At 74.4% G+C, this 8516-nt stretch carries 6 protein-coding genes; 1 reads left to right on the forward strand and 5 read right to left on the reverse strand.

The window, feature by feature from the left end:
- Window positions 1-43 precede the first annotated feature (43 nt).
- On the reverse strand, window positions 44-1201 hold the full coding sequence (locus tag SOM11_RS14985; RefSeq protein ID WP_320478543.1) for a hypothetical protein: 1158 nt from the start codon (window positions 1199-1201) through the stop codon (window positions 44-46).
- Window positions 1202-1398: 197 nt separating this feature from the next.
- On the opposite strand from SOM11_RS14985, the gene SOM11_RS14990 reads away from it, so the two are divergent.
- A complete protein-coding gene (locus SOM11_RS14990) occupies window positions 1399-1638 on the forward strand; it encodes a zinc-ribbon domain-containing protein (RefSeq protein WP_320478544.1) in 240 nt (79 codons plus the stop codon).
- 118 nt (window positions 1639-1756) lie between these two features.
- On the opposite strand, the gene SOM11_RS14995 is transcribed toward SOM11_RS14990, so the two are convergent.
- From SOM11_RS14995 to SOM11_RS15010, 4 genes are all read right to left on the reverse strand, one after another.
- Window positions 1757-3145, reverse strand: a complete 1389-nt coding sequence (locus tag SOM11_RS14995; RefSeq protein ID WP_320478545.1) for a phosphatase PAP2 family protein — start codon at window positions 3143-3145, stop codon at window positions 1757-1759.
- Window positions 3146-3497: 352 nt separating this feature from the next.
- Complete coding sequence (locus SOM11_RS15000; RefSeq protein WP_320478546.1) at window positions 3498-5612, reverse strand: iron ABC transporter permease; 2115 nt, start codon at window positions 5610-5612, stop codon at window positions 3498-3500.
- A gap of 48 nt (window positions 5613-5660) precedes the next feature.
- Complete coding sequence (locus SOM11_RS15005; protein WP_320478547.1) at window positions 5661-6650, reverse strand: iron-siderophore ABC transporter substrate-binding protein; 990 nt, start codon at window positions 6648-6650, stop codon at window positions 5661-5663.
- Entirely contained in the window at window positions 6647-7591 is a 945-nt protein-coding gene (locus tag SOM11_RS15010; RefSeq protein WP_414655474.1) for an ABC transporter ATP-binding protein, read from the reverse strand. Before SOM11_RS15010 ends, SOM11_RS15005 begins: the two co-directional genes overlap by 4 nt.
- Window positions 7592-8516: the final 925 nt, after the last annotated feature.

The raw sequence follows: 8516 nt of genomic DNA on the forward strand, positions 1-8516 counted from the left end.
GCGGCCCGCGGCGCGCGCGGTGCGCGCGGCGGGCGCGCCGGCGCTACGCGGCTGCGCGGGCGACGTAGTCGGCGGCGAGCGCCTCGCTGGCCGCCTCGACGTCGGGCACCACGACCGGGTGCACGATCAGCCGCACCCAGTCGTCGCCGAGCACCAGGTCGGTGATGCACGTCTCGGCGCAGGTGCGGTAGGCGCGGTCTCCCGAGGCGAGCCCCGGCACCTCGACCGCCGACGACGCGTCGACGTGCCCGAACTCGAGCCGCTGATCGAGCGCCCACGCGCCTCCTACCAGCAGGCTCTCGTCGGCCACCGAGTCGACCGCGGCGTCGGCACCGCCGTCGGCGACCGACACGAAGCAGTTCGAGGCCGCCGCACGCTGCCAGGCCGCCGCGTAGATCGAGTACCCGCCGCCGGGCAGCACGAGCTGCACCTCGTCGTCGATGCCGAGCGCCGCTCCGTCGATCGGGGCGTCGGCGTTGCAGGTGAAGCCGGGCAGCGCCCCGCCGAGCGGCCAGGGGTCGTCCGAGACGTCGGCCGCGGTGACCGCGTCGGTGACCGAGCGCACGGCCGGCGCGAAGACCTTCTCGTTCGAGCCGCCCTCGGGCACGACGAGCCCGGTCGCGAGCATGCTGACCCAGGTGTCGCCGATCAGCATGTCGTGCGTGCAGCCCGCGGTCCCCTGGTTCTCGACGCTCATGTTGTCGTAGCAGTCGGGTTCGGTCTTCTCGCCGTAGGTGGCGACCAGCTGCGCGTACTGCTCGGCGGCGTGCGGCAGCACCTGCACGAGCAGCCCCGTGTAGTCGCTGCCCGGCACGGGGTTGTTCTTGCCGTCGGAGGCGGCTCCGTCGTTCCACGTGCAGATCAGGCCGCCCTCCTGCGCGATCGCGTAGTCGGCGGGCACGGCGTCGGCGCGGGCGTAGTAGTCGCGCGGAGTCCACTCGGGCTGCAGCGCGCTCGCGGTGGCCGAGTCGAGCAGGGCGGCGCAGTCGAGGTCGATCTCGGTGACCGGCGAGGCGGCCGAGTCGTCGGGTGCAGGCGTCGACGACGGCGTGGCGCCGGCGGAGGGGGTCGAGTCGCCACCGCCTGTCGGGCCGGGGGTCGCGGAGTCGTCACCCGCGCCTCCTGCGGTGCACCCGGTCAGCAGCAGCACGGCCGCGATTCCGCCGATGACGCCCTGTCGAAGTCGTGTCGTCTTCCCCATGCCCCCGACGCTACCGAGCCGAGGAGGCGCGGGTCGTCACGATCGTGCAACACCCGTCGTGCACTCGGCCGGCCTCGCCTCGCGGCCGACGTGCATCGAGGTGACCCGTCGGGGGCTCCCCGCCCCGCCGAGGGCCCCTGATGCGTCACCTCGATGCCGCTCGACGTCCGCGGAGGCCGCTGGACTACGGTCGAGCGATGTTCCTCCTCTTCGGCACGACCCTCCGCCGTTCGCTGCTCGTGACCGTCGTGTTCATCTGCGGCTACTGCGACAAGAACGTGCCGCAGGGCGTCGAGAAGCTCTCGACGAAGTTCACGCTGTTCTTCATCCCGCTGTTCACGGTGTCGTCGCGGTACTCGAACCAGTGCACGAACTGCGGAGGAGTCACCGACCTGACCCGCGAGCAGGCCGAGCACGCGGTGGCGCGCCAGGGCTGAGTCGCCGCCGAGTCCGTGCGCTCGCGCGCGAGCCGCCCCGCCCCGCCCGAGGGTGGGCGGAAGACGCCCTCGCGCGCCGTGGCGGAGGGCGTCTTCCGACCACCGTGGCCGGGGGCCGCTAGCGGAGGCGGCGGAGGCGTCGGCGCCGGGCGACGATGAGCCCCGCGCCCGCCGCCATCAGCGCGAGCGCCGCGGCGACGATGCCCGCGATCGACTCCGAGCCCGTGTAGGCGAGCGACCCGTCGTCGGCCAGAGCGACGTCGTCACCGGCGGACGTGCCGGGTCCGGGCTGCTGCGCCGCGCCCCCGGCGTCCTGCTCGTCGTCGGCGGGCACCGCGGCCGGGTCGGTCGGATCCGCGGGCGCGGGCGCGGCCGGGTCCGCGGGCGCCGGGTCGACGGGTGCGGGGTCGACCGGAGCCGGGTCGACCGGAGCCGGGTCCACGGGCGCCGGGTCTGTCGGTGCCGGGTCCGTCGGCGCGGGGTCGACGGGCGCAGGGTCGACCGGCGGCGCGGCCGGGTCGACCAGCGAGACCGTGCCGTCGGCCGCGACCGTCACCGACGCCGACATGGCCGCCGCGAGGTCGAGCCGCTGCCAGCTGCCCTCGGCGCCCTCGTCGAGCGGACGACCCGAGTCGACGGCGGTCAGCGCGAGCACCTGGCGACGCTGCTCGGCGGTGAGGTCGGGGTGGCTCGTGATGAGCAGCGACTCCGCGTTCTCGGGCACGGTGATCGGCTCACCGGCGGCGCCGACCAGGGGGAAGTCGTAGCCGAGGCGGTCTCGGTAGACGGCCAGCGCCTCCTCGTCGCTCAGGTACGGGGTGTCGGCCGCGATGCAGTCGGCGAGCGGCGCGCCGCAGCCCGCCTCGAGCACCTGGTGCAGCTCGGTGCTCGCCTGCTCGAACAGGGTGCGGAATTCGGGGTCCGACCACCGGCGCTCGACGATGTGCTGACCCATCATGCGACCGCTCATCACGTCGAGCGGGTAGTGCGCGGCCATCACGATGCGGTTGTTCCCCGCCTCGGAGGTGCGGGCCAGGATCTGCGGCGCGAGCTCCGGCAGCATCGTGGCGAGCGAGGTGCCCTGCCAGTACGCCTGCGAGGTGTGCCCGCTCGGGTAGGCGCCCGACGTGGAGGCCCACGCGTCGCCGCCCGGCTTGTCGCGGTAGGTCAGCAGCTCGGGGAACCGGATGTAGGGGCGGTCCCAGTCGAAGTGCTCCTTCGCGGGGTTCGACGACGAGTAGTAGCCGACCAGCCCGCCGCTCTTCGCCAGCAGCGCCTCGGTCTTGGGCAGCTCGCCCGCCAGACGCGCGTCGCGGTAGATCGCACCCAGGTTCTCGCCGAGTCCGTCGGCCATCGACACGGACATGTCGTCGTACTGGTCGACGATGGCGCGGTCGACCTGCTCGGCGGTCGCATTCTGGTTGATCGTCACGGTCATCGCGTCGTTCAGGGCGATGATGTCGGGGCGGTCGGCCCGCAGCTGCGTGAACCGGTCGATGATCGGCACGTAGTCGTACGTGGCGTTCGAGGGGTACGGGTAGCTCAGCTCGGCCGGGTCGAAGGGCGTGGCCGCCGATGCGGAGAGCGCGCCGAAGCCGGAGAGGACGATGCCGAGGCCGGTTCCGGCGGCGAGGAGGGACGTGATGCGTCGGCGGGGAGCGAGGCCTGGTCGCGGGGTTCGTCGGGGGGTCGCGGTGGTGATGATCGTGCCTCTCGTCCGGTGCGGGGTGGGCCCGAGCGGGCCTCCGGCACCGTAATGAGAGCGCGTGACCGGCAGTGAGACGACAGGTGTCGCGGAGGTGGCCGGGCGCGCGGGGCGGTGCGACGCGGTGCCGCGCCCGCGCCCCGCGCCCCGCGCCCTAGCGGCGACCGCGCCAGAGCAGCCAGACGAAGTACGGCGTCCCGATCACGGCGGTCAGCAGCCCCGCGCCGAGCTGCGCGGGGGCGATCGCGGTGCGTCCGAGCACGTCGGCCAGGCCCACGAGCACGGCTCCGAGCAGCACGGCGACGGGCAGGACCCTGGCGTGCCTCCTGCCGACCAGCGCCCGGGCCGCATGCGGTGCGACGAGCCCCACGAACCCGACCACGCCGACCGCCGCCACGGCCGTCGCCGTCAGGACCACGGCCAGGGCCAGGAAGACCAGGCGCGAGCGCGAGAGCGAGACCCCGAGGAGGCGCGGCGTGTCGTCGTCCACCCCCACGAGGTCGAGTCGGCGACGCTGTGCGACCACCACGACGACCGCCAGCACCAGTGCCAGCGCGACCGGCGCCGAGTCGGCGAGCGAGCGGCCGTAGGTCGAGCCCGACAGCCAGGTGAGCGCCTTCGCCCCGTTGAACGGGTCGGTGAGCACGATGAGCAGGCTGATCGCGGCGGTCGTCGCGGTCGCGACACCGATGCCGATCAGCACGAGTCGGTTCTGGGCGAAGCCGCTGCGCGCGGCGAGACCGAAGACGATCAGCGAGGCGAGCACCGCGCCGACGAAGGCCGCCCCGGCGATGCCCCAGCCCGACGCCGCGGGCACGGTGGTGACGAACAGCACGGCGCCGAGCCCCGCGCCGCCGGTCACGCCGACGATGCCCGGCTCGGCCAGCGGGTTGCGGGTGGCGCCCTGCACGAGGGTGCCCGCGAGGGCGAGCGCGGCGCCCGCCGTGACGGCCGCGACGACGCGCGGCACCCGGGTGTCGAGCACGTAGCTGACGACCGGCCCCGAGCGGCCCGCGATCCAGTTGACGACGTCGCCGAGCAGCAGCTTCGCGTCGCCGAGCAGCACCGACGCGACGACGACGCCGACCAGCACCGCCGCGACGACGACGAGGGTCGCGACGTAGCGGGTGCGCGACACGATGGGGTGCCGCTCGACCGGCGTCGCCCCGCCGTGGTCGCGGGCCCTGAAGGCGAGCACGACCAGGAAGACGGCTCCGAGCAGCGAGGTGACGACCCCGGTCGGCACCTGCACCGAGGCCTCGGCCCCGACCAGCACCCGCAGCAGCACGTCGGCGCCGAGCACGAGCCCGGCGCCGGTCAGCCCGGCGAGCGGCATGAGCACGAGCGAGCGCCGCACGGCGGGCACCAGGCGCCGCATCAGCCGCACGAGGGCGGGTGCGCAGAGCCCGACGAACCCGATCGGACCGGTCAGGGTCACGGCCGCCGCCGACAGCAGCACGGCGGCGAGCACCGTCACGACGCGGGTCGTGCGCACGTCGACCCCGACGCTGCGGGCCGCGTCGTCGCCGAGGGCCAGGGCGTCGATCCGGGTCGAGGCGAGCAGCAGCACGACGAGCCCGACCACGACGATCGGGGTCAGCTGCACCACGCCGGCGAAGCCGTTCTGCGAGATGCTGCCCTGCCCCCACTGGTAGAGGCCGACGGTCTGCTGCGGGAACAGCAGCAGCAGCGAGCTCGTGACCGAGGCGAGCCCGAGCGCCAGCGCGCTGCCGGCGAGCACCAGCCGCACGGTGCCCGAGCCGAGTCCCGACAGGGCGAGCACGACGGCCGCGGCGATCAGCCCGCCGACGAACGCGACGCCCGACGAGGCCAGCAGCGGCAGCGTCAGACCGGTGACCGCGGCCACGGCGAGGGCCGCCGAGGCTCCGGCGTTAACCGCGAGGGTGTCGGGCGAGGCCAGCACGTTGCGGCTGATCTGCTGCAGCGCGGCGCCCGCGGCCCCGAGGGCGACTCCGACGACGAGACCGGCGACCATCCGAGGGAGGCGCGACGCCACCACCACGGACGCGTCGCCCGCCGTCGCCGTCCCGGTCAGGGCCTGCCACACCTGGCGGGGCCCGACGTCGGCGGTGCCCTGCGTGATGTCGACGAGGGCGAGGAGCACGACGACGGCGACCAGCGCGACCGTCACCCCGACCGATCGAGGGGTGAGCCGGCGGGGCGCGGTGACCCGCGCCTCCTCGGCTCGCTCGGGTCGCCCCTGCCGGGTCGGCGGGACGGGATCGGTGGGGATGACGGTCGCGGTCACGGTCGTGGCGTCGCTCGGTGCGTCAGGCGTCGGTCGGTCGGTCGGGCGTCAGTCGGTCAGCGCGGCGACGGCGGCGTCGATGTAGCCCGTCATCGCGGCCGGGCCGCCGAACATCCAGATGCCGTCGGGCAGGCGGTGCACGTCGCCCGACTCGACGAAGGGCAGCGACTTCCACACGGCGTTGTCGCCCAGCACGTCGGCGAAGGGGTCGTCGCCGTCGACCTCGTTCGTGATGTACAGGAACTGCGTGTCGTCGGGCAGCTGCGTGAGCCCCTCGACGTCGGTCGAGGCGAGACCGTAGGCGGGGTCGCCCTCGACCGTCCAGCCGTTGGCGAGACCGAGCTCTTCCGTGACGTCGCCGACGAGCGACCCGGCGGCGTACGGGCGGATCCCGACCTGGCCGGCGTCGACGTAGCCGTCGGCGAAGGCCACGTTCGTGCCCTCGAGCCCGGCGTCCGCGATGGCCTTCTTGCCCTCGGCCAGCGCGTCGGTGAAGGCGTCCTTGACCTCGGTCGCCTGGTCTTCGGTGCCGGTGGCCTTCGCGATCAGGTCCAGGTTGTCGGTCGAGTTCTCGATCTGGCGCGAGGCGTCGGCCGAGGTGATCTGCAGCACGGGCGCGATCTCACGCAGCTGCGTCACGGCGTCGGCGGGCAGATCGGTGGTCGCGACGATCAGGTCGGGCGCGAGCGAGGCGACGGTGTCGAGGCTCGGCTCGCCGCGCGTGCCGATGTCGGTGGGCTCGTTCGTCAGCGGCACCGCGGAGCCCCAGGCCTCGTAGCCGGGCACGTCGGCCACGCCGACCGGGTCGACGCCGAGAGCGACGAGGTCCTCGACGACGTTCCACTCGGTGCCGACGACCTTCGTCGCCGGGCCGTCGAGCGTGATCTCGGTGCCGGTCGCGTCGGTCAGCGTGATCTGCTCGCCGCTCTCGGCGGTCGCACCGGCGTCGGTCGTCTCGGTGGTGCCGCACCCTGCGAGGGTGAGGGCTGCGGCGGCGGCGACGGCCGCGGCCGTCAGGAGTCGTCGTCTGGTGTTCACGGGTGGAGCCTCTCGGTTCTGGTGTGGTGTCGGCCGATCGCGCGGGTGCGCAGGTGGCCGGTGGTGGGGTCGGTATCGACGTCGATGCGGATGCCCCAGACCTCGCTCAGGAGGTGCGGTGTCAGCACGGCCGCTGGCTCGCCCTCGGCGACGACGCGGCCCTCGCTGAGCACGACGATGCGATCGGCGAGAGCGGCAGCCTGATCGAGGTCGTGCAGCACGACTCCGACGGCGATGCGCCGGTCGTCGGCCAGCTCGCGCACGAGGTCGAGCAGCTCGACCTGATAGCGGAGGTCGAGGTACGTGGTGGGCTCGTCGAGCAGCAGCACGCCGGTGTCCTGTGCGAGGCAGCTGGCCAGCCAGACCCGCTGCAGCTGCCCGCCCGAGAGCTGGTCGACCCCGCGGTCGGCGAGGGCGGCGACACCCGTCAGGTCGAGGGCGCGGTCGACGGCGGACGAGCCGTCGGCATCGCCCCGACCCCAGCGGCCGCGGTGCGGGTAGCGGCCGAACTCGACGACGTCGCGCACGGTCAGACCGCTCGGGGTGGGGCGGCCCTGCGTGAGCATGGCGACGCGACGGGCGAAGTCGCGGGGCGAGAGCGCGAGGGCGTCGAGGGGCTGGTGGTCGGCGTCGCTGTGGTCGGCGGACCGGGTGGCGGCGGGCTGGTGGTCGGCGGGCCGGGTGTCGGCGGGCTGGTGGTCGGCGGGCCGGGTGTCGACGCCGTCGGCGAGGGCGAGGGCGAGCGAGCCGATCCGCGACTGCTGGAGGCGCGCGAGGGTCCGCAGGAGCGTCGACTTCCCGCTGCCGTTCGGCCCGATCAGCGCGGTGACGCATCCGGGGCGGAGCTCGAGTCGGGCGTCGTGGACGACGTCGACGCCGTCGTAGGCGATCGAGACGCCGTCGGCCACGAGGGCGGCGCCGATCGGCAGATGGGGGGTCACAAGCGATTAGGTTAGCCTAACCTCACTCGCCGGCGCGACCCCGGTCGTTCGACGTCGAGGCGCTCGCCGCTCCCGCCCGCCCCGAACGAGGTGCCCCGAACCGGCGCCTCGGGCCGCGGCACGGCCCCTTCTGCGTCACCTCGTGTCGCCGAGCTGCGGGCGCTGCGGGCGCCGCGCCGCGGCTCCGCCGGCTCCGAACGAGGTGCCTCAAACCGGCGCCTCAGTCCGCCGAACCGCCCCTTTCGCGTCACTTCGTGTGGCCGAGGTGGGGCGCGGCGGGCGCCGCGCGCGCCGCTCCGCCGGCTCTAAACGAGGTGCCTCAAACCGGCGCCTCAGCCCGCCGAACCGCCCCTTTTGCGTCACTTCGTGTGGCCGGGGTGCGAGCCGCTCCGCCGGCTCTGAACGAAGTGCCTCAAACCGGGGCCTCGGGCCCCCGAACCGCCCCTTTTGCGTCACCTCGTGTGGCCGAGGTGCGGGCCGCGCCGCCGGCTCTGAACGAAGTGCCTCAAACCGGGTCCTCGGGCCGCCGGACCGCCCCTTTTGCGTCACTTCGTGTGGCCGAGCTGCGACGTGGCGGGCGCCGCGGGCGCGGCTCCGCCGGCTCTAAACGAGGTGCCGCAAACCGGCGCCTCAGTCCGCCAGACCGCCCCTTTCGCGTCACTTCGTGTGGCCGAGGTGCGAGCCGCTCCGCCGGCTCCGAACGAGGTGCCTCAAACCGGCGCCTCAGTCCGCCGAACCGCCCCTTTTGCGTCACCTCGTGTGGCCGAGGTACGGGCCGCTCCGTCGGGCCCAAACGAGGTGCCTCGAAGCGGGGGCTCGGGGCGCTGAATCGCCCGCTTCGCGTCACTTCGTTTGGGCGCGCGGCGCGGCGCCGGCGGCGCCAGACGCGGCGCGCGGCGCGGCGGCGCCGGACACGGCGCCGGCG

The sequence above is a fragment of the Frigoribacterium sp. CFBP9029 genome, assembly GCF_034045305.1.
Lineage (GTDB): Bacteria > Actinomycetota > Actinomycetes > Actinomycetales > Microbacteriaceae > Frigoribacterium.